Here is an 18,803-nt window from a genome sequence, read left to right as displayed (position 1 = left end):
GGATAGGAGACAGGTAGGGGTAGGGCGGGGTCGTCGCGCTCGCCTTGTCGAGGCGGGCCAGATGTTCCGGATCGAGCCGCCAGCCGACAGCGCCGAGGTTCTGACGCAGTTGGTTCTCGTCGCGGGCCCCGACGATGACCGTGGCGACGGTCGGGCGACTCAACAGCCAGTTGAGGGCGATCTGCGGGACCGTCCTTCCGGTTTCGGCGGCGATGTCGTCCAGCACGTCGACGACGTCGTAGAGCAGTTCGTCGTCCACCGGTGGCCCCGCTTCCGCGGTCTGGTGCAGGCGGCTACCGGCGGGAAGCGGTTGCCCGCGCCGGATCTTGCCGGTGAGCCGTCCCCAGCCCAGCGGGCTCCACACGACCGCGCCGACGCCCTGATCCTGTCCGAGCGGCATCAGCTCCCATTCGTAATCGCGCCCGACCAGCGAGTAGAAGACCTGATGCGCGACATACCTGGTGAGCCCGTTACGGTCCGCGGCGGCAAGTGATTTCATCAGCTCCCAGCCCGCGAAGTTGGAGGCGCCGAGGTAGCGGATCTTGCCCGCGCGCACCAGATCGTCGAGCGCGGCCAGTGTCTCCTCGATCGGGGTGCGCGCGTCGAAGGCGTGCAACTGGAACAGATCGATGTGCTCGATGCCCAGTCGGCGCAGCGAGTTCTCGACCGCGCCGATCAGCCGCGCCCGTCCGGAACCGGCTTCGTGCGGCCCCGGTCCGGTCGGCAGGCCCGCCTTGGTCGAGATCAATACCCGATCGCGTCTGCCCGCGATGGCCGCACCGAGGACTTCCTCGGACGCGCCGTCGGAATAGACGTCGGCGGTATCGAACATCGTGACACCCGCCTCCACGCTGATGTCGACGAGTCTGCGCGCCTGCGCGGCGTCGGTGTCGCCCCAGGCGCTGAACAGCGCTCCGCGTCCGCCGAAGGTGCCCGCGCCGAAGCTCAGGGCGGGTACGAGCAGACCGGATGCGCCGAGCCGTCGGTACTCCATGGGAACTCCTAAAGGGTCTATAGTTCCGTTAACAACTCGAACGCTACACCCGTCGGCGCGTAAATGAAACTGGAGTACCGTTATGACTTCCGAAGAGACCGCTCCCGGATCGATCCGGCCGGGCGGGCGCACCGCCCGGGTCCGCGAAGCGGTACTGCGGGCCGCGGGCGATCTGCTGGCCGAAAGGGGTTTCGCGGAACTGGATCTGGCCGAGGTCGCCGTCCGCGCCGAGGTCGGCAAGACCACCGTCTACCGACGCTGGGGCAGCGCGACCGGCCTGGTGACCGATCTGCTGGTCGACATGGCCGAACAGTCCGTCGCGCGCGCCGACACCGGCTCGCTGCTCGGCGATCTCACCGCCAACGCGCGACTGGTCGCGCGCACGCTCACCGATCCGCGCCAGGGACGACTGTTCCGAGCCGTCATCGCCGCGGCCACCTGCGACGAGGCGTCCGCCGCCGCCCTGCACCGCTTCTACGACGCGCGGCTCACCGAATGGTCGCCGTGTGTGAGCGCCGCCGTCGCCAGGGGCGAGGCGCCCGACGGCACCGATCCGCGCGACGTCCTCTCGGCCGTCTCCGCGCCGCTGTACTACCGCCTGCTCGCCAGCGGCGACCCGATCGACGAGACCGTGGCCGACACCGCGGCGCGCGCGGCGTTCGACGCGGTCCGCGCGGGCACCCTGGTGCGGACTGCCGCCAAGTCGTGACAGCGAAAGACGCTGGGAGCGGGGCGCACGTCGGGGAGTGAGCGGCGCGACGCCGCGACACACGGTCGATCCGCCCGTTCGGCTGCCGGATCGGCCCGAGAGGCGCATCCTCGATGCTGCTGGACTGTTTCACCTCGCGGGACCGGGTACCCGGACGAGAGCGACGAGGACAGGAGCACACGATGACCGATCGCAGCACATCTTCGAACGCGGTGCCAGGCATCGGCGAGGTATCCGACGCCGATCTGGCCGAACAATCCACGTCGGTGTCACCGGACGATTCCGAACAGGACGAACAGGTACTCGCCGAGGCCGTCGACGGGGATACCTGGCACGCGGATGTCGCCGATATCGTCGAGCAGGCGATCGAAGTGCCACCCGACGACGAGTCCTTCGAGCTCAGCGAATAGATCACCGCCCGGCCGCTGACCGTTCGGCGGCCCGGTTACGCGAAGGCTCAGGGCTCAGGGCTCAGGGCTCAGGGCTCAGGGCTCAGGAAGCGATCTTCGCCCGCACGGCGGCGTGCAGTTCCCGCAGGCTCGAGCGCTCGGTGGCCACTTCCAGCACCCGTACACCGTGCGCGGGCGCGGCCAATTCGATACCGAGCTGTTCGGGATCGACCTGCCGATGCGGGATGCGGTAGGCCGCGCACAGGGCGGCCAGGTCCATACCGTGCGGTGTGCCGAAGACGCGTTCGAAAACACCCGCGTACTGCGGATCGCCCTGTTCGAGCAGTTCGAAGATGCCGCCGCCGTCATCGTTGGCGACCACGATGGTGAGATCCTCCGGCCGCGGTTCGCCACGACCGATCAGCAGTCCGGACGCGTCGTGCAGGAAGGTGAGGTCGCCCATCAGCGCGACGGTGCGACCGTCGTGCGCGAGGGCGGCGCCGACCGCCGCCGAGACGGTGCCGTCGATTCCGGCGACACCGCGATTGGACAGCACCCGCACACCGGGACGCGGCGACGAGACGAGCGCCGCGTCGCGTACCGGATTGGACGCGCCGAGCAGCAACTGGTCACCGACGCGCAATGCGTCCATCACCACGGCCGCCACGTGCAGCCCTGTCGGCTTCGGGTGCGCGGCCAATTCCTCGCGCACCACCTGATTCGCCGTCGCGTCGAGTTCACGGCAGCGCGCCAGCCAGTCCGCGCGCGGCGCGCCGGAGGTGACCGCGCGCGTGCCGGTGCCGACGACATTGCCGGAGACGTCGGGCCAGCGCGGGCCGGTCGTCAGCGCGAACACCGTGACCGACGGGTCGGCCAGCACCTTGGACACCTGGCGGTGCAGGGTCGGCCTGCCGGTGATGATCGCCTGTTTCGGTCGCAGCAGCGGCAATGCCAGCGGGTGCAGCGCCGGACCGTGCATGGGCGCGGTCGGTTCGGCGACGGTCGGCAGATCGGCCAACTCGGGACGGAGCCCGGCGCCGTGGCCGGAGATGACGACGGTATCGGGCGTCAGGTCGATGGCGAGCGGAACGTCGAGTGTCGCGTATTCGGTCGAGGTCCACGCGCGGTCGCCGTCGCGGCCCGCGGGGGCGGTCTCGCCCGGCGCGAGATCGGGGACGAGCGGTTCGCGCAACGGGATGTCGAAATGTACCGGGCCCGCGTTGCCCGAACGGGTACCGCGCGCGGCGGCGAGCACCCGGCACACGGCCGAACGCCAGACGCTGTTCTGCTGGGCGTACACCGTGCCGCCCTGTTCGGCGCCCGCCGTCGCGCCCGCGGCGTCGAATTCCGCGAGGCCGAGGCTGATGGTGGCGCGGACCTGGCTGCCGAAGAGGCCGAGTTGTTCGACGGTCTGGTTGGCGCCGGTGCCGAGCATGTCGTAGGGCCGATTCGCGCTGACGACGATCAGCGGCATCCTGGCGTAATTCGCCTCGAGCACAGCGGGGCCGAGATTGGCGACGGCGGTACCCGACGTCATCACCACCGGCACCGGACGTTGCGCCGCGGCGGCGAGGCCGATGGCGAGAAAACCCGCCGTGCGCTCATCGATCCGCATGTGCAACCGCAATCTGCCGGCCACATCGGCGGCCTGGAGCGCGAAGGCCAACGGCGCGTTGCGTGAACCGGGACACAGCACGACGTCCCGCACCCCGCCGCGCACGAATTCGTCGACGACCACCTGCGCCTGCGCTGTTGACGGGTTCACGACACCAGCCTCCCAGACAGGTCACCCGGCGTCTTCGTCAGCCTGCTCACAGTGCCGGATCCATCGTGCCCGAACCGCGCGCGGGGCGGAGCCGCCGCGACCGGGCGACCGGAGCGAGATCGGCGTGGCCGAGATGACATGCGGCAGAGATCATGACGATCGAGGCTCGCGCCACAGCGCCGCGCCTCGGCGCCGGTGCGACCGCCCGTGCCGCACGGAGTCGGTCGAGCAGTGCCCGTCGCACGTCGAACTGCCCTCATCGAGCGGGGCCGTTCGACGTGCGACGTGGCGACGGCCGCAATTACACGGCGTGCTTCTGCACGAGATCACCCAGACGCGGCAGCGCCTCGATGACATTCTTCTTCGCCGAGGAGCGCATGGAGGAGTACACCTTCTGCAGCGCGGGGCGGGTCGAGGACTCGGCGCGGGCGTCGGTGACCGAGAGCAACGCCTCGGCGACCACGTCGGACTTGGCGACGAGCAGGTCGGCGAAACGACCCTCACCCGACGCGGTGTATTCCTGCCAGAACGGGTCGAGCTGCGCGACGAGCTTGGGCGCCAACGACTCCAGCGCGTCGGGAACGATGGACGGGCTGATCTTCTTGACCGCCGCGTATCCACCCTTCACGGCCAGGCCGGACGCACCACCCTTGTCCGACACCTCGGCGTCCAGAACAGCTTTGGCGTCGGCGAGAAAAGCCGCGCGCTTGGCGTCGATGAGCAGGGATTCAGACAGTGCTGCAACCACTTTCAGGTTCCTCCGGATCGGTGTCGATGAACGAGCGCACGCCACTATACGCACCGGTGCCGAGCGTCACACGTCGCTCACCCGGCAACGGGCCCGCTTCACCTTCGCACGACGGCGCTCTCGGCGCATCCGGACGGCGCGCTCAGGGCTGCCACGGCAGCAATTGCACCATCAATCCCTCGCAGTCGGCGAGCAATTCGCCCTGCTCATCGAGCAATTCGGCGGTGACGAAGGTTTTGCGGCCCTCGATCCGGTCGACGCGGCCGCGCACCGTCAGCGGCGTATCGAGCAGTGTCACCTTGCGGTAGTTCACGTGGAGATAGGCGGTGCGGCTGATCGGCCTGCCCGCGTAATGCACGATCATTCCGAACAGGTCGTCGAAGAGCAGCGGGAGCACGCCGCCGTGCGCGGCGCCGTTGCCGCCGAGGTGATACCGGCGGAAGACGCCGGACATGGTGATGCCGTCCGGCCCGGCCTCGCGCACCGTCCACGGCAGCATCAGCAGACTGCCACGACCCGGCAGGTGCATGACCCGGCCCGCGGGGCCCTCGCCTTCCACGGCGCGATACGGCTCGAGGAGTTCGGCCAGTTCGCGGGCCTTGCCCAGCGCGTCGGCGAAAACCTCGTCCGGCGCGTCGACGCAGACGGTGAGGTCCTGGAGGGTGCGCATCGTCTCGACGAACTCGCCGTACTCCGGTCCCGGTTGCGCCTGTGAGTATTTGGGAAAGCCGCCGTGGCGCTCGTACCGGTCCGCCGCGTCCACCGCGCTGCTGTCGATCCGAGGCGCCGCCTCGACACCCACGGGTCTGCCTTGCTCACTCATATTCTCCGCCTCGTTCACACTCGCCTCCGGCACCGCGGCGCGATTCCGGGTCGCACCGGTCCGCCCGCTCCTCACCTGCACCGTATCGCGCCCTTATACGCCGTCGAATCGGCAGGCCCCACCGAATGGAACTATCAACGGGGGAATCACACGGGCGTCACTTCCACGACACAATCGGCCGCACGTGATAATCACCGGTGTGACTTTCGATCCGAAGCTGTGGCGCCCCGTTCCGGGATTCGAGAACCTGACCGACATCACCTACCACCGACATATCGAGCAGGGCACGGTGCGAGTGGCGTTCGATCGACCAGAAGTCCGCAACGCGTTCCGCCCGCACACCGTCGACGAGCTCTACCGCGCGCTCGACCACGCCAGGATGACCTCGGATGTCGGCGCCGTGCTGATCACCGGCAACGGCCCGAGCCCCAAGGACGGCGGCTGGGCCTTCTGCTCGGGCGGCGACCAGCGCATCCGCGGGCGCAACGGCTACCAGTACGCAAGCGGTGACACCGCGGACACCGTCGACCAGGCGCGCGCGGGCCGATTACACATCCTCGAGGTGCAGCGCCTCATCCGGTTCATGCCGAAAGTCGTCATCGCGCTCGTCAACGGCTGGGCCGCGGGCGGCGGACACAGCCTGCACGTGGTGTGCGACCTGACCCTCGCCAGTCGCGAACACGGCCGTTTCAAGCAGACCGACGCCGATGTCGGCAGCTTCGACGGCGGTTACGGCAGCGCCTATCTGGCGAAAATGGTCGGGCAGAAATTCGCCCGCGAGGTGTTCTTCCTGGGCCGCGCGTACACCGCGGAGGAAATGCATCACATGGGCGCGGTGAACAAGGTCGTCGACCACGCGGAACTCGAGAATGTGGCGCTGGAATGGACCGCCGATATCAACGGCAAATCCCCCCAGGCCCAGCGCATGCTCAAATACGCGTTCAACCTGCTCGACGACGGTCTGGTCGGTCAGCAGCTGTTCGCGGGCGAGGCGACGCGCATGGCGTACATGACCGACGAAGCGGTCGAGGGGCGCGACTCGTTCCTGGAGAAGCGCGAACCCGACTGGACCCCGTACCCCTGGTACTTCTGACACACCCGAGGGACGGATCGGCACTGTGGAGATCTTGAGCAGCCGCGTCATCCTGCGGCCCGCGAACTATCGGGAGACACTCGCCTTCTACCGCGACGGCCTCGGTCTGGCGATCGCGCGCGAATATCCGGGCGGCACCGTCTTCTTCGCCGGGCAGTCGCTGGTGGAGATCGCGGCCCACGGCGGATCGGGCGACTCGACGACGTTCGCGGGCGCGATCTGGTTGCAGGTGCGCGATCTCTCCGACGCGGCGGCGGAGCTGACACTGGCCGGGATACGGATCGATCGCGCGCCGGAACGGGAGCCGTGGGGCCTGATCGAGATGTGGATACGCGACCCGGACGGAGTGCCGATCGTCCTGGTCGAGATTCCCCCCGAGCATCCGATCCGACGCGATTCACGCTGGTCAGACGACTAGGATGAAGCCCGAGCCGGTCCGTCGCGCCGCAGGTCGAGTTGCCAAGGCGGGTTACGACGAGGACCATAACGCTCGGGTGGACGCCCTGCCGCCGATGTCCGGGCGGCCGCCGATTCCGAGTTTCCGACGAGTGAATCGCAGTCTCCGATGCCTGGCGTAGTTGAACCCTGTTACCGGGGAATGGCCGCAGTTCGTCTGCGTCGCCCCAGCACACCGACCCTGTCCGTGCGCGGCGGCGCGGACATGACACGATCCCTGACGTGAGGGAGCCCAGCGAGCGAACCGACGGTACTCCGCCCGTGGGTGCGGGAAGACAGTCGAACGGGGCCGTGTCGTGAGCACACTGCGGACGCTGCCCATGCCCAGCGGCTCCGCGCTGGGTGATGTGATCCCTCACCTACGCGCGGCACTGGAGGGCAGCGGCCCGGCGTGGCTGCCGATCCCGAGCAGCGACCGCCGCGAAGCCCATCGGCTCAGCGGCGCGCTCGCCCCCGGCGAGTCGATCGACGACGAGGTGGCACTGGTGGTGACCACCTCCGGCACCACGGGCGCGCCCAAGGGCGCCATGCTCAGCGCGGCCGCGTTGCGGGCCAGTTGCGCCGCCACCCACGATCGCCTCGGCGGGCCGGGCGCGTGGCTGCTCGCCCTGCCCACCCACCACATCGCGGGTATCCAGGTGCTGTTGCGCAGTATCGAGGCGGGCACCGAACCGGCCGTGCTCGACGTGTCGGGCGGATTCCTGCCCGAGGCCCTGGCCGGGGCCATCTCCGGGATGCGCGGGCCACGCCGCTACACCTCGCTGGTGCCGACACAGTTGATCAAGGCGTTGAACGATCCCGCGGCCAGGGCGGCGCTCGCCGATCTGGACGCGGTACTCGTCGGCGGCGCGGCCACCCCGAAACCGGTGTACGAACGCGCGAAGGCGGAGGGCATCAATGTCGTTCGCACCTACGGCATGAGCGAGACCTGCGGCGGCTGCGTCTACGACGGCGTGCCGCTGGACGGCGCGAAGGTGCGGATCGAGGACGGCCGGGTGCTGCTCGGCGGCACGATGATCGCCACCGGCTACCGGGGCCATCCCGACCATCCCGCTTTCGCCGAACCGGGCTGGTTCCGCACCGAGGACGCGGGCACATTCGAGAACGGCGTCCTGCGGATCAGCGGTCGCCTGGACGAGGCCATCCTCACCGGCGGGCTCGTCGTGATCCCGCAGGTCGTCGAGGCCGTGCTGGTCTCGCATCCGGCGATCAGCGAATGCGTCGTCCTCGGCCTGCCCGACGAACGTCTCGGGCAGCGGGTGGCGGTCGCGGTGGTTCCCACCGAGGGCGCGAGCCCGACGCTGGAGGAGTTACGCGAGTACGTCGAACGCGAACTCGACGCCATCGCCGCACCGCGCGAACTGGCACTGCTCGACGAACTGCCGCTGCACGGCCCAGGCAAACCCAATCGCGCGAAGCTGCGCGAACTGCTCTCCAGTTCGACGTACTGACAGCGGCGACATCCTGACGGCGGCGGTGGCCGCGACCGCGCAAGCGGCCCCGCCATCGTCGTGCAAGGGCCGTGCAAGACGACGCCCGCACAGTTGTCCCCATGACTTACACACCCACTTCAGCGCTCGCCGTCGAGGCGAGCGACCTGGTCAAGGTGTTCGGGGAGCAGCGGGCCGTCGACGGCGTCAGCCTGGCGGTGCCGCAGGGCGCGGTGTACGGCGTACTCGGACCCAACGGCGCGGGCAAGACCACGACCATCCGCATGCTGGCGACCCTGCTGCGGCCCGACGGCGGTAGTGCCCGCATCTTCGGCCACGACGTCGCCTCCGAACCCGCGGCCGTGCGCTCGCTGATCGGCGTCACCGGGCAGTACGCCTCGGTCGACGAGGATCTCACCGCCACCGAGAACCTGATGATCTTCTCCCGCCTGCTCGGCCTGAGCCGGACCGATTCACGTCGCAGGACCGTCGAACTCCTGGAGGAATTCGATCTGATCGAAGCGTCGAACAAACCGCTGAAGAATTTCTCCGGCGGTATGCGGCGCAGGCTGGATCTGGCCGCGAGCCTGATCTCGGCGCCGCCACTGCTGTTCCTCGACGAACCGACCACCGGTCTCGACCCGCGCACCCGCGCCCAGATGTGGGAGACCATCCGCCGTCTGGTCCGCGAGGGCGCGACGGTGGTCCTGACCACCCAGTACCTCGACGAGGCCGATCAGCTCGCCGACCGGATCGCCGTCATCGACCGGGGACGGGTGATCGCCGACGGCACCGCCGACGAACTCAAGAGTTCCATCGGCGGCTCGTCGCTGCACCTGACCCTGGCCGATCGGTCGCAACTGGACGAGGCCAAACGCATCGTCAGCGATTTCCTCGGCACCGAGGCCCAGATCACCCCCGAGGCGGGCAGGCTCACCGCACCGCTGCGCAGCGCCGACATGACCACCGATCTGCTGATCCGGTTGCGCGAGTGGGAGATCGCGGTGGAGGAGATCAATGTCTCCAAGCCGAGCCTCGACGAGGTCTTCCTCACCATCACCGGTCACCCCGCCACCGAAAGCGCGGACGACACCGAACGGAGCGCGGCATGACCGCCACCATCACCGAACCGGCCACCAAGCCACGGCCGCTGCCGATCCCGGCGCCCCCGATCGACCTGCGTCAGACCTTCGCCAACACCATGACGATGGCCTATCGCGGCCTGCTCAAGATCAAGCACAATCCCGAACAGCTCTTCGACGTCGTCATCCAGCCGATCATCTTCACGTTGATGTTCACCTACATCTTCGGCGGCGCGATCTCCGGCGACGTGAAAAGTTATCTGCCGCTGATCATCCCCGGCATCATGGTGCAGACCGTCGTCCTCACCTCGGTCACCACCGGTGTGCAGTTACGCGAGGACATGGAGAAGGGCGTGTTCGACCGCTTCAAATCCCTGCCCATCGCCCGCATCTCGGCGCTCTCCGGTGCGCTCACCGCGGATATGGTGCGCTACTTCATCGCCACGACACTGACCGTCGTGATGGGTCTGATCATGGGCTACCGCCCGCACGGCGGCGTGTTCGGCGTCGTCGGCGCGGCACTGCTGGTGATCGTCGCCTCCTTCGCCACCAGCTGGATCTGGGCGTTCTTCGGCGTGATCGCGAACAAGGCCTCGGCGGTGCAGGGCTATTCGATGCTGATCATGTTCCCGCTGACCTTCTGCTCCCCCGCCTTCGTGCAACCGGAGACCATGCCCGGCTGGATGCAGGGCTTCGTCAACGTCAACCCGGTGTCCCACCTGATCTACGCGTGCCGGGATCTGATGAACGACGGCCATATCGGCAGTCATTTCGTCTGGACGCTGGTCGGCGCCGCCGTGCTCGTCACGGTTCTCGCCCCGATCACCGTGCGGGCGTACATGCGCAAGGCGTGAACCCGATGAACGACCGCCGTCCCCGCACCACGGGGACGGCGGTCGTTCGTCGTCAGCGCGCGTCGCGCAATTCGCCGATGACGCGGATGATCTCGTCCGAGGCGACCTTGCGGCCGACCCCGTGATGGGTTTCGGTCGCTTCCGTCACTCTGCGTGCGCCGAGTCTCACGGCGGCGGCCGACCGGTGCAGATCCAGGCGCATCGACGAGAAATCCTGGCGTGCGTTGACTTCGGGAGCGAGCGCGAGCAACAGCAGTCCACACTCCGGATCGAGACCGGTCGCGATCAGATACGAGCCGACCGCGCAGGCCAGACCGCCGATCTGGGGCAGATCCCGGTGTTCGGGCAGCATCGCGCACCCCTGTTCGAGCAGATGCCGCACCAGCTCCGTCGAGGATTCGGGTGAACCGTGCAGGATCCTGGCGTCGAGCACAGCGGCCGCGAGCATGAGTTCACCACCGGGACCGGGCGCGACCTCCGAGCGCGGCCAGCCGGTCAGCCGCAGCGCCCGCTCGTAGCGTCGCAGCCCCTCGTCGATATCGCCTTCGGCGAGAGCCAGTTCCGCGGTGGCCTGCACGAGCAAGGCCAGACCGTGCAGTTGCATCCCCGGCGGAATGTCGGTGGACCCGAAATCGGCTGTGCCCATGGCGATCTCGAGTTCACGCCGCGCCTGCGCCACCTCGCCCGCGCCGATCAGCGCGCCCGCGAGCATGCTCCTGGTCCCCACGGTGTCCTCGTGAACGCCCAGGTGCAGCAGCATGTCGAGACTGCGCCGGTAGTAGGCCACCGATTCCCGGTATTCGGCGGTCTGGCCGAACACCTGCCCCAGGTGGTTGCACACCATGGCCACGCTCCAGACCTGATTGTGGCCGAACTCCTCCAGCGCGCGGATCGCGTCGTGGGTGGAGCCGCGCACATCGCCCTGGTTCTCCTTGATGTTGGCGCGCAACAGCAGTGCGGTGGCCTTGGTCTGGGAGTCGCCGCGCACGATCGCCTCGGCGATACGCCTGGCCGCGCCGAAACCGTCCGAACGGCTGAGCATGATCTCGCCGATGAACCGGAACGTCTCGTCGAGATCGGTGCGGGCGCGCAGCAATCGGCGCACCCGTTGCCGCAGCCGAGCCAGGTGACGGACGTCCCTGGTGGTGTAGAACAGGTGCAGGAAGGTCAATTCGAAGGTGATGAGCACGAGGTCCGAACGCGGTACCGCGCCGTCGGTGAAGGACTCGTCCAATTCGACCACCCTGGCGGCCCAGGCCACGACCTCCATATGCGAACCGCGGATCACCCACAGCGTGCCGACCACCGGGAAAATCGTGTACGCGGCCAGCGCGTCACGCCGTTCGATGGCATCGCGCAACGCCGCGAGCAGATTGTCCAACTCGATGGTCACCGCGAGCGCGAGCGCCAACTGGTCATCGTCGAAATACCTGGTCGCCGCGGCTTCGGCGAAATCGCACGACCAGCGCGTCATCCGTTCGATGACCGCTTCGGACTCCCCCGGCGACGCGGCGAGCCGTTCCTGCCCGTATTCCCTGACCGTCTCCAGCATCCGATAGCGGGTGCCGAGGACGTCCTCATCGTAAACGGTGAGCAGCGACTGGTTGACCAGCCCGTCCAGCGCGGCCATCACATCGCCCACTTCCGGTCCGCCCGCGACCGCCTCGGCGGCCTCGGGCCCGAAACCCCCGGGGAACCGGCACAGCCTGCGTAAGGTCACCCGCTGCGGTTCGTCCAGCAGATTCCAGCTCCAGTCGATGACCGCGTGCAGGGTGCGGTGGCGTTCCGGCGAACTGCGATCACCGTTGCGCAGCAGCGCGAAACGATCCGCGAGCCGGGAATTGATCTCCTCGACGCTCATCACCCGAACCCGCGCCGCGGCCAGTTCGATGGCGAGCGGCAGCCCGTCCAGCGTCCGGCACAACTGGGCGACGACCTCGGCGTCGAGCCGCACCGTCGGCCGCACGGCGCGGGCCCTGGCCTCGAACAGTTCGGTCGCGGGCGAACCGGCCGCGTCGATCGTCAGCGCGGGCAGGGGGTAGACGGTCTCGGCGGTGATCATCAGGGGCGCGCGACTGGTGGTGAGTACGGTCAGCCAGGGGGCCAGGCCGATGAGATCGGCGACGACCATCGCCACCGCGTCGATGAGATGTTCGCAGTTGTCCAGGATCAGCAGCATGGATCGGGCCGCGAGGGCATCGCGCAGCCGCCGTCTCGGATCGGCGGTGTACCCGGTGCGCAAACTCGCCGAATCGAAGGCGATCTCGCTCAGGCCGAGCGCCGCGCTGATCGCCGCCTCCACCTCCACCCCCGCGTCGGCGGCATCGGCGCGTACCGAGGCGAGCTCGACCATCAGCACCTGACGCGAACGGGCGACCCGCGCGCCGACCTCGTTGGCGACCCGCGTCTTGCCGGTACCGCCTGGACCGAGCACCGTGGTGACCCTCGAGGTCGCGAGCAACCCCACGATGGCGTCGAGATCGGCGTCGCGTCCGAGCAGCGCGTTCGGCGCGGCACGCAGTCCGATCGCCGCCGGAACCGCGTACTCCGCACCCGCGCGCTGAGCCGAGTTATCGAAACCCGCGCCGGACGACCTCGCCGACGCGGATCCGTCGAATGCCGTTCGCGCGGCCGCCGTATTGTTCGACTCCCCTCGGCCGTCAGCGGTCGCGGCACCGTCGGCCGGACGCACGGCCCGCGACGCGGCCTTCGCCTCGTCTCCGAGGGAATCGGCCACACCCGTCACGACCGTGAGTACCGGCGAGATCGCACCGGTCGGCCGGGCGCCCGCGACACCGGATTCCGCACGGTCGATCGGCTCCCCGCGCAGGATCGCGGTATTCAACTCGACCAGTGCCCGCCCCGGATCGGCGCCCAGCTGATCGGCCAACCGGGTGCGGAACGCGGCGAAGGATTCCAATGCCTCGTTCGCCCGGCCCGCCGTGGCGAGCAGTCGCATGAGCGTCGCTTCGGCGGGTTCGTCCAGCGGATCGCTCGCCGCCCGTCGCCGCGCGAGACCCAGCGCGCCGTCGATATCGCCCATATCCTGCCTGGCGGCCAATTCCAACAGATCGAGGTAGGTGAGGATCTCCGCGGCGCGGTCCCGCAGCGCGTCGGCGACCTCGCCCGAGGGCAGATCCGCGCCCGGCTCCCCGCGCCACAGCGCTCTGGCCCGCGCGACCGCGTCCAGGCAGCCCGCGCCGTCGCCGCGTTCGCGATCCCGCCGCGCGGGCAGCAGCAGATCCCCCGCCAGCGCCAGATCGACCTGGTCGACGGCGAGCGTCAGCCGATACCCGGCTGGACCGATCTCCAGCGCGCCGTCGGGGAGCGCGGACCGCAGCCGCGACACCTGGGTGTGCAGCGCGTTCATGGGGGCGCGCGGCGGTTGATCGGCCCACACGTCATCGATGAGTGCCTGCGCGCTGCGACTGCGACCCCGACGCAGCGCCAACGAGGCGAGCAGCAGCCGCGACCGGGTTCCGGGCACGGCGGTGAGCGCGCCCTCGCGGCGCAACGCGACCTCGCCCAACAGGGCGACCACGACCGATTGCGCTGCGGGCGGCGTCGCGACTCGACTGCGGCGGTGCGGACCGCCCTCGTCAGGAAACATACCGAGATAATCGTATGCGAGGGACCGCGCTCGGTGCGTCATGGTTTTCTCCCGCTGTCTCGGGCATCGGGTCACCTACGCTGGGCCCATGGCTGAGTTCGAAGTGGTCCGGCAGGCCGTTGTCTCGGCTGCGCCGTCGCGCGTTCACGCGTACATCAACGATTTCCACGAGTGGACCAAGTGGTCGCCGTGGGAGGATCTCGATCCGCAACTCCAACGCTCCTACGCCGGTCCGGAGTCCGGTGTCGGCGCCGAGTACTCCTGGTCGGGTAACCGCAAGGCGGGTGCGGGGCGGATGGAGATCGTGTCGAGCGCCGACCGGGAAATCGGTGTCAGGCTGGAATTCGAGAAACCGTGGAAGGCCGTCAACCAGGTCACCTTCACGCTCAACCCGGTGCGGGACGGCACCGAGGTGGTCTGGAAGATGACCGGCCGCCAGACCGGCCTGATGGGCCTGATCTCGAAGGTGATGCCGATGGACAAGATGGTCGGCAAGGATTTCGAGAAGGGTCTGGCCAGGCTGAAGTCGGTGGCCGAGGCCTAGACCGCGTCGGGCCGGGACGGGGCGCGCGAGTTCGGCTCCCGATAGGCTCGGCGCATGGCTACTGCAGCGCAATGGATCGAGGGGGCCCGCCCCCGAACCCTGCCGAACGCGATCGCTCCGGTGCTGGCAGGCACCGGGGCCGCCGCGTCCATCGACGGACTCGTCTGGTGGAAGGCCGCACTCGCGCTGCTGGTTTCGCTCGCCCTCATCATCGGCGTCAACTACGCCAACGACTATTCCGACGGCGTGCGCGGCACCGACGACGACCGGGTCGGGCCGCTGCGCCTGGTCGGTTCCGGGGTCGCCGCGCCCGCCGCGGTCAAGAATGCCGCGATTCTCAGTCTCACCGTCGGCGCGGTCATCGGGCTGGTACTGGTTTTCAGCACGGCGTGGTGGCTGCTGCTCGTCGGCGCGGGTTGCCTCGCGGGCGCCTGGTACTACACCGGCGGCAAGAACCCGTACGGCTACAGCGGTTTCGGTGAACTCGCCGTCTTCGTCTTCTTCGGCCTGATCGGTGTACTCGGCACCCAGTTCGTGCAGGCCGAGCGGATCGACTGGGTCGGCGCCGTACTCGCGGTCGCGGTCGGCGCGTTCTCCAGCGCGGTGCTGGTCGCCAACAATCTGCGCGATATCCCCACCGACACCGAATCCGGAAAGACCACACTCGCGGTGAAACTCGGTGATCCCCGCACCAGGACACTGCACCTGGTGCTGCTCGCGATCCCGTTCGTCGCCACCGCCGCACTGGTGGCCAGGACCCCGTTCGCACTGGTCGGCGTGCTGGCGGTGCCGCTGGCGATCCGCGCCAACGCACCGGTGCGCACAGGCAAGAACGGGATGGAACTCATTCCGGCGCTGCGCGACTCCGGGCTCGCCCTGCTGGTGTGGTCCGCGCTCACCGCGCTCGCGCTCGGCTTCGCCTAGTACTTCGAGGCCGAGCGGGTGATTCAGTCGTTGTCCGGAACCAGGATCCCGAGCACCCAGTTGACGAGCGAGATGATGATGCCGCCGAGTACCGCCGCCCAGAAGCCGTCGACCGCGAGCCCGTAGTCGGAGAACGCGTCGGTGAGCCAGGCGGTGAGCATCAGCATCAGCGCGTTGACCACCAGCAGGAACAGCCCGAGGGTCAGCACGACCAGGGGCAGCGACAACAATTTCACCAGCGGTTTGACCAGCGCGTTCACCAGGGTGAACACCGCCGCGACGGCCAACACGACGATGACCTTGCTCGAGGTCTCGTCCTCGGGGCTGATGATGTTGATTTTGTCGACCCATGCGGCGGCCAGCCAAATGGCCACCGCGTTGATGATCAACCGAATAACTAGCTGCATGGGCCAATGCTAGGTCGCTTCCGCGAATTCCCGTGGGATTCGCCGGATGCCACGACGACGGACCCGCGCCCTCAGGCGGCACCGTCGAGCAGTGCGTGCACCTTCGGACGCAGATCATGGATCGGCCCGGAACCGCCGAACAGGGACACCGTGGTCTGATTCGGGCTGCGCAGAATGCCGAGCAGCAGATGCCCGGATTCGATGCTCTTGTCCTTGCGCGCCAGCGCTTCCCGCAGCGACAGTTCCAGCACCTTCTTCGCGTCCCTGGTGAACGGGATATGCCCGAAACGCCCGCCACGGCCACGGCCGAAGAATCCGCCGCGATCCTCGAGAGCGCGGCCATCGGAAACCGGTCGATCGAGCGCGTCCTGCCCGAAATTCGCCTCCAGGCTCTCGCGCACGGCATCGAGGTCGATGCCGATGGAGCGCAACGCCTCGGCGTCCTCCGGGCCGAGCGGGTCGCCCGCGCCGCGCTGTGCCAGCGTCTGCTTGACCCCGTCGTGGGTGACGCCCACCTCGGCGAGCAGTTCCTTCAGTTCCGGTTCGGCCTGCGCGAGCAGCCCGAGCAGGACGTGTTCCATCTCGATGGTCGACGACCGCAATTCCCGTGCGTCCTCCTGGGCGAAGACGACCGCCGTCCTGGCCGACCTGCTGAATCGTTCGAACATCAGCGCTTCCTGTCTCTCGAACTGTGTTTGTGGTGAACCGCCTGCTTGCTGACCCCGAGCGCGTCCGCGATGGCCTGCCACGACCAGCCCTGCGCTCTCGCGTTCTGGACCTGGATCGCTTCGAGTCGCTCGAGCAGCCGACGCAGCGCGAGCACGGCGCGCAGCCCGACCGTCGGGTCGGGACTACCCGCGGCGGCCGCCAGGGTGGTTGCTTCCGTCATGTCGTCAATTTTGATTGACGACTACGGCGATGTCAACAAAAATTGACAACAATGAGCGCGCGAGGACCGCGTTCACTCCGGGGAGCGACCGCTATCCGGTCCACCTTCCGCTGGCGTGGAATTCATCGATGACCACCGTCGACTCGGCCAGGATCATCCCCTGCGCCGCCACCCAGGCATCATCGAAATACGTTCCCGCGTAACGGTCGCCGCCGTCGCAGAGCAGCGTCACCACACTGCCGGTCCGCCCGGCCGCCAGCATCTCGGCGATCAGCGCGTAGGCCCCCCACAGATTGGTGCCCGTCGAACCGCCGACCCGCCTTCCGATGACCCGGCTGGCCCGCCTGGCCGCGGCGATGGAGGCCACATCGGGAACCAGGATCATCCGGTCGACCACCTGGCCGACGAACGACGGTTCCACCCTCGGACGCCCGATCCCCTCGATCCGCGACGACCTGCCGGTCCGGTACCCGACATCACCGGTCTCGTACCCGCCGAAGAACGCGGAATTCTCCGGATCGACGACGGCCAATTTGGTGGCGTGACGGCGGTATCGGATATACCGGCCGATGGTCGCGCTCGTTCCACCGGTACCCGCGCCGACCACGACCCACGTCGGCACCGGATGCGCTTCCAGTTCCATCTGCTCGAAGATGGATTCGGCGATGTTGTTGTTCCCACGCCAGTCGGTGGCGCGTTCGGCATTGGTGAACTGATCCATGAAATGCCCGCCGCATTCGGCGGCCAACCGCGCGGCCTCGGTATACATATCGGGCGGTCGCGCCACGAAATGACATCGGCCGCCTTGCGCTTCGATCAGCGCGATCTTCTGCGGCGACGTGCTCGCGGGCATGACGGCGACGAAATCCAGCCCGAGCATCTTCGCGAAATACGCCTCGCTCACCGCCGTCGATCCCGAGGACGCCTCGACCACCGTCGTCCCCTCGGTGACCCACCCGTTGCAGATCGCGTACAGGAACAGCGATCGCGCCAGCCGATGTTTCAAACTGCCGGTGATATGGGTGGATTCATCCTTCAGATACAGCTGGATGCCCCATTCGGCGGGCAGCGGATAACGCAGCAGATGGGTGTCGGCGCTGCGTTGGGTATCGGCGTCGATCAACCGCACCGCGTTGTCGACCCAGTCGCGCGGAGTGCTGCGATCGCACTGCCTCACGCCGACGCGCCGCCGTCCTCGCCGCGCAGCCTGGCGCGCAGACGGGCCTTGTCCTTGCGACGCTTCTCGTCGACCACCGCGATGTCCTCGTTCACCTTCGCGCGCAATTTCTTGAACAGCGTCAGCGACAGCGGCATGGCGATGATCAGCGCGAACAGCGCGGCCACGATCACCGGCACCTCGACCCGCACCAACCGCGCGACCAGAATGATCGCCGCGGTGAGAACCACGACCAGAGCCAACCGCGCCACCGTGTACAGCGCCAGATTCTTGGCCAGCCGTTTGCCCGCGTCGGAGGTTTGCTGGGCGGATGCGCCGTCCGGTCGAGTTGCGTCGCTCACGTCCCCCAGAGTAGGCGAAGCCCGGTCGGCCCTTCGTTCACCCACCCGCCGCCGACGTCCGAGAGCTATCCGTTTTGTCCATTACTTCGCCTTTACCAACTGTAGGTGGTTCGCGTACCTAGGGGTCGGGGTGCAACGATTGCGCCATCTGATGAGGGAACTGTCGAGAACGGAGAGGTTTGCTATGACTGCGATCACCGTCGGCGGCCAGGACACCTTACTGACCCCGGGGCAAGTGGCTGCCATGTTCCACGTCGATCCCAAGACCGTGACCCGCTGGGCTCATGCCGGTCGACTCGGATCTCTGCGTACGCCGGGCGGTCACCGCCGGTTCCGGGAATCCGAGGTGCTCCAACTGCTGAAGTCCCTCACCACCGAGGCGACAGCACGCTGACCCGGTGCGCGCGGGCGGTCCCCACTGCCCGCGCCCGGTCCGCGTACCCGCCGTTTCGGAGTCCCCGATGCGCGCGGGCCCGATACGCGGCTACCCTCGTCAGCAGGAGGTGAGCGACGTGATCTACCTATTGGCGCTCATCGCGGTCGTGGCGGTCGCGGTGCTGTGCTGGAA

Annotated in this window: 20 protein-coding genes; 10 read left to right on the top strand and 10 right to left on the bottom strand. The window is 68.3% G+C overall.

The window, feature by feature from the left end; all coding sequences use genetic code 11:
- Window positions 1-994 (bottom strand): aldo/keto reductase (locus JZ792_RS37135; protein WP_216917577.1); only part of this gene is annotated, 994 nt, incomplete at its 3' end.
- 82 nt (window positions 995-1,076) lie between these two features.
- Here JZ792_RS37135 and JZ792_RS37130 point away from each other — a divergent pair.
- Complete coding sequence (locus JZ792_RS37130; RefSeq protein WP_216917576.1) at window positions 1,077-1,703, top strand: TetR/AcrR family transcriptional regulator; 627 nt, start codon at window positions 1,077-1,079, stop codon at window positions 1,701-1,703.
- 182 nt (window positions 1,704-1,885) lie between these two features.
- Window positions 1,886-2,113: an Rv3202a family protein gene (locus JZ792_RS37125; protein WP_216917575.1), complete on the top strand. Its 228-nt coding sequence runs from the start codon at window positions 1,886-1,888 to the stop codon at window positions 2,111-2,113.
- An 82-nt stretch (window positions 2,114-2,195) separates the two neighbouring features.
- On the opposite strand, the gene menD is transcribed toward JZ792_RS37125, so the two are convergent.
- From menD to JZ792_RS37110, 3 genes are all read right to left on the bottom strand, one after another.
- A complete protein-coding gene (menD, locus tag JZ792_RS37120) occupies window positions 2,196-3,857 on the bottom strand; it encodes a 2-succinyl-5-enolpyruvyl-6-hydroxy-3-cyclohexene-1-carboxylic-acid synthase (protein ID WP_216917574.1) in 1,662 nt (553 codons plus the stop codon).
- Between the two features lie 301 nt (window positions 3,858-4,158).
- The gene (locus JZ792_RS37115; RefSeq protein ID WP_216917573.1) at window positions 4,159-4,605 is read right to left on the bottom strand and encodes a DUF6918 family protein; all 447 of its coding nucleotides are present in this window, start codon (window positions 4,603-4,605) and stop codon (window positions 4,159-4,161) included.
- 142 nt (window positions 4,606-4,747) lie between these two features.
- Window positions 4,748-5,428, bottom strand: coding sequence for a PaaI family thioesterase (locus JZ792_RS37110; protein WP_216917572.1), 681 nt, complete (start codon window positions 5,426-5,428; stop codon window positions 4,748-4,750).
- Between the two features lie 199 nt (window positions 5,429-5,627).
- Here JZ792_RS37110 and JZ792_RS37105 point away from each other — a divergent pair, with 199 nt between their 5' ends.
- The 5 genes from JZ792_RS37105 to JZ792_RS37085 all read left to right on the top strand — a co-directional run bounded on the left by JZ792_RS37105 (window position 5,628) and on the right by JZ792_RS37085 (window position 10,343).
- On the top strand, window positions 5,628-6,521 hold the full coding sequence (locus JZ792_RS37105) for a 1,4-dihydroxy-2-naphthoyl-CoA synthase (RefSeq protein WP_216917571.1): 894 nt from the start codon (window positions 5,628-5,630) through the stop codon (window positions 6,519-6,521).
- A 25-nt stretch (window positions 6,522-6,546) separates the two neighbouring features.
- On the top strand, window positions 6,547-6,939 hold the full coding sequence (locus JZ792_RS37100; RefSeq protein ID WP_216917570.1) for a VOC family protein: 393 nt from the start codon (window positions 6,547-6,549) through the stop codon (window positions 6,937-6,939).
- Window positions 6,940-7,273: 334 nt separating this feature from the next.
- Complete coding sequence (gene menE, locus JZ792_RS37095; protein WP_216917569.1) at window positions 7,274-8,428, top strand: o-succinylbenzoate--CoA ligase; 1,155 nt, start codon at window positions 7,274-7,276, stop codon at window positions 8,426-8,428.
- 101 nt (window positions 8,429-8,529) lie between these two features.
- A complete protein-coding gene (locus tag JZ792_RS37090; RefSeq protein ID WP_216917568.1) occupies window positions 8,530-9,519 on the top strand; it encodes an ATP-binding cassette domain-containing protein in 990 nt (329 codons plus the stop codon).
- The gene (locus tag JZ792_RS37085; protein ID WP_216917567.1) at window positions 9,516-10,343 is read left to right on the top strand and encodes an ABC transporter permease; all 828 of its coding nucleotides are present in this window, start codon (window positions 9,516-9,518) and stop codon (window positions 10,341-10,343) included. The genes JZ792_RS37090 and JZ792_RS37085 overlap by 4 nt, the downstream gene beginning before the upstream one ends.
- A gap of 52 nt (window positions 10,344-10,395) precedes the next feature.
- Here JZ792_RS37085 and JZ792_RS37080 read toward each other — a convergent pair whose 3' ends face one another.
- On the bottom strand, window positions 10,396-13,953 hold the full coding sequence (locus tag JZ792_RS37080; RefSeq protein ID WP_216917566.1) for an AfsR/SARP family transcriptional regulator: 3,558 nt from the start codon (window positions 13,951-13,953) through the stop codon (window positions 10,396-10,398).
- 88 nt (window positions 13,954-14,041) lie between these two features.
- Here JZ792_RS37080 and JZ792_RS37075 point away from each other — a divergent pair, with 88 nt between their 5' ends.
- Both JZ792_RS37075 and JZ792_RS37070 read left to right on the top strand, forming a co-directional pair.
- Complete coding sequence (locus JZ792_RS37075; RefSeq protein WP_216917565.1) at window positions 14,042-14,497, top strand: SRPBCC family protein; 456 nt, start codon at window positions 14,042-14,044, stop codon at window positions 14,495-14,497.
- A 54-nt stretch (window positions 14,498-14,551) separates the two neighbouring features.
- On the top strand, window positions 14,552-15,421 hold the full coding sequence (locus tag JZ792_RS37070; protein ID WP_216917564.1) for a 1,4-dihydroxy-2-naphthoate polyprenyltransferase: 870 nt from the start codon (window positions 14,552-14,554) through the stop codon (window positions 15,419-15,421).
- Between the two features lie 23 nt (window positions 15,422-15,444).
- Here JZ792_RS37070 and JZ792_RS37065 read toward each other — a convergent pair whose 3' ends face one another.
- The 5 genes from JZ792_RS37065 to JZ792_RS37045 all read right to left on the bottom strand — a co-directional run bounded on the left by JZ792_RS37065 (window position 15,445) and on the right by JZ792_RS37045 (window position 18,235).
- Entirely contained in the window at window positions 15,445-15,828 is a 384-nt protein-coding gene (locus JZ792_RS37065; RefSeq protein WP_216917563.1) for a phage holin family protein, read from the bottom strand.
- 71 nt (window positions 15,829-15,899) lie between these two features.
- Window positions 15,900-16,496, bottom strand: a complete 597-nt coding sequence (locus JZ792_RS37060) for a Clp protease N-terminal domain-containing protein (RefSeq protein WP_216917562.1) — start codon at window positions 16,494-16,496, stop codon at window positions 15,900-15,902.
- Window positions 16,496-16,717 (bottom strand): helix-turn-helix domain-containing protein, encoded by a 222-nt coding sequence (locus tag JZ792_RS37055; protein ID WP_216917561.1) that lies wholly within the window; start codon window positions 16,715-16,717, stop codon window positions 16,496-16,498. Before JZ792_RS37055 ends, JZ792_RS37060 begins: the two co-directional genes overlap by 1 nt.
- Window positions 16,718-16,808: 91 nt before the next feature.
- Window positions 16,809-17,894, bottom strand: coding sequence for an L-cysteine desulfhydrase Cds1 (gene cds1 / locus JZ792_RS37050; RefSeq protein WP_216917560.1), 1,086 nt, complete (start codon window positions 17,892-17,894; stop codon window positions 16,809-16,811).
- Window positions 17,891-18,235, bottom strand: coding sequence for a DUF4229 domain-containing protein (locus JZ792_RS37045; RefSeq protein WP_109528861.1), 345 nt, complete (start codon window positions 18,233-18,235; stop codon window positions 17,891-17,893). Before JZ792_RS37045 ends, cds1 begins: the two co-directional genes overlap by 4 nt.
- 184 nt (window positions 18,236-18,419) lie before the next feature.
- Here JZ792_RS37045 and JZ792_RS37040 point away from each other — a divergent pair, with 184 nt between their 5' ends.
- Window positions 18,420-18,629 carry a BldC family transcriptional regulator gene (locus tag JZ792_RS37040; RefSeq protein ID WP_062983746.1) on the top strand — a complete coding sequence of 70 codons (210 nt, stop codon included), beginning with the start codon at window positions 18,420-18,422 and terminating at the stop codon, window positions 18,627-18,629.
- The last annotated feature ends 174 nt before the right edge of the window (window positions 18,630-18,803 follow it).

It is taken from the genome of Nocardia noduli, from assembly GCF_019038455.1.
GTDB classification, from domain to species: domain Bacteria; phylum Actinomycetota; class Actinomycetes; order Mycobacteriales; family Mycobacteriaceae; genus Nocardia; species Nocardia noduli.
The sequence above is the reverse complement of the archived record's forward strand: the minus strand, read 5'-3'. Positions and strand labels throughout refer to the sequence as shown.